This window comes from Peribacillus sp. NPDC058002 (assembly GCF_042886655.1).
Lineage (GTDB): Bacteria > Bacillota > Bacilli > Bacillales > DSM-1321 > Peribacillus > Peribacillus aracenensis.
In genome coordinates, this window is sequence record NZ_JBHVQU010000420.1 from 1 (window position 1) to 2,161 (window position 2,161).

General features: G+C 37.7%; 3 protein-coding genes. All 3 read right to left on the minus strand.

The features are described 5' to 3' along the window. Window positions 1-186 precede the first annotated feature (186 nt). A complete protein-coding gene (locus tag ACFVSH_RS25815) occupies window positions 187-279 on the minus strand; it encodes a putative holin-like toxin (protein WP_387596986.1) in 93 nt (30 codons plus the stop codon). Between the two features lie 333 nt (window positions 280-612). Continuing rightward, complete coding sequence (locus ACFVSH_RS25820) at window positions 613-1,590, minus strand: 5-oxoprolinase subunit C family protein (RefSeq protein ID WP_387708623.1); 978 nt, start codon at window positions 1,588-1,590, stop codon at window positions 613-615. Beyond that, on the minus strand, window positions 1,591-2,161 hold a 571-nt coding region (locus tag ACFVSH_RS25825), incomplete at its 5' end, for a carboxyltransferase domain-containing protein (protein WP_387708625.1).

The following is a 2,161-nucleotide window of genomic DNA, read 5'->3' on the forward strand; positions in this document are numbered from 1 at the left end:
TCGCACTTGCGCTCCAATCAACCTTAAATCGTTTAGTTTTTAAAAACAACAATCTATACGAAAAGAGCCAAACAAAAAGAACACCTCATGATGGTGTTCTCTGCAAGTTTAAAAATCGGAGAGTACCTACAATCCGCTAAAACGCTTCCATTAATGGTCAAAATAATCGGCCGGCCATCATTATCTTCAAGGATTCCTGTCATGATTTTTAAAATCAAGAATAGCAATTACAAACATGCCAAAGCTTAGCATTAGGGAAATAACTTCGAAAGTACCCATTCATACATCGCCTCCTTATATCCAGCTTTTCCTGATCAGAGATTGTCCTATACAAGAAAAAGATGAAGCGGTGGCTTTTAAAAGGGTATTTTGCATTAATAACAAAAAAGAGCAACCCAAGTTAGAATATGCCCACGTAATAATCATATTCCTTAGAAACAAAAGTACATGTTTATTGGAACGACTTCAATCTAAACTCTTTATTGACAATAAGCTCTTGATTTCCGCTTCTGCTATCGAGTTTTTTTTTGAGCCTCTTCATATACACTCATACACTTTGCTCCTGTTTTAGATATGAGTTTTATTATGTTGGTCCAAAGTTTAAGTCATTACTTACCTTTTAATAAGGTCGAACAACTTCTCCATATTTTCCCTCCTTTCTGTTCTCGCTTGGATGGCCTGATCAATGGTAACTGTGATAAAGTGACATTTCGATAAAGGTCTAGATTGAGAAATTAAATCTAAATCTTGGCTTATGACTGTGCCTATTGTGACAAAACCACCACCTGTCATTGCATCATTAAGTAAAACAATCAGTTCTTCCTCATTTGTAAACATAACAGATCCTATAGGATACGCAAAATCAACTACATTCGAAAAACTAGTTCCTGCACCGAATGGTGGAAATTGCTCAGTGAATGTCACACTTGGGCCAGTATATCGGTAAGCGACCCGGTTGGATTCATGCGAAACGATCCATTCCGAATTGAGGAAAGTTTTTAGCCCTTGATCGCTCAACAAGTAACCTGATAACCCCATCGTGACACGTAATTCTTGAAAGTCATCAAAGGTTGGGACGAATTCTAGTGGAATAGATTTACCAACCTGTTTTGATGCTCCTGGCAGTGGTTCATTAATCTGTATTCTATCGCCTACAGCTAACTTTCTGCCATCAAAGCCCCCAATCTGGCTTAGTTCATAGGTTGATTTACTACCTAAAACATCTTGAACCTTTATGCCACCAGAGATACTTAAATAGCTTTTCACCCCCTGTTGGCAAGCTTTTATCGTTAAGATGTCTCCTTCTTTTACTTGATGGGTTTCCCAGAAAGATAAGCGTTGGTGATTTAAGTATGCTTCCATTGGAGCACCTGTAAGGGCGATAATTAAATTTCTATGAATTTCAAACTTTCCCCCTAATAATGTCATCTCAAGTGATGCAAACTCAGCTGGATTTCCTACTAGAAGGTTTCCAATAATAAATGAATATTTATCAGCTGCTCCTGATGGCGGTACACCCAGATGATACTTCCCGACGCGTCCCATATCCTGTACCGTGGTCCATAACCCAGGCTCCTTAATTTCTATCATTTAAAAACCCTCCATGAGCTCATCGATATATTTTTTTCCTTTTTGTACATATTCAAGTGGCGAAAGATCAATTTCTTTTACTTTATTAATATATGTTCCAGCACTTACATTGCTTTCGATCTCATTATATTCAGATTCCTTAACAGGACGATACTTCCATATATCTCCGGGTCTTGCCAAAAAAGAAGTCTCTTCTAAAGGGTTTATTTTATCTACTAAAGGGATAGCTGATCGTCCTATTAGTTGATAGCTTCCTGGTCCATTGACTGGATAAATCACATTGAACGCACCACCTATACCAATGCTTCTTTCCGGCGTTTCTGTACGGGGACTATAATATTTTGGTGCTTGAATGATCTCATTTGGCTTTAATCCAAGCGGAAAATGCCAACCCGTTCCAGGCAGAAATCCAACCATCGTAATTAAATAGGGTGTCTCTGAATGAGTTTCAATAAATGATTCTTTGTCTGTAAACCCATTTACTTTCATCACATATTCAAAATCTGTTAAGTCAGGGGCCGGGTGTCTGTTATTTTTAATAATTGAATATTGTCTTGTATATGTATCTTCT

What these genes read in the sequence shown, in the direction of transcription:
- ACFVSH_RS25815 (WP_387596986.1), bottom strand. Translation starts at nt 279, where the DNA reads ATGGGTACTTTCGAAGTTATTTCCCTAATGCTAAGCTTTGGCATGTTT.
- ACFVSH_RS25820 (WP_387708623.1), bottom strand. Translation starts at nt 1,590, where the DNA reads ATGATAGAAATTAAGGAGCCTGGGTTATGGACCACGGTACAGGATATG.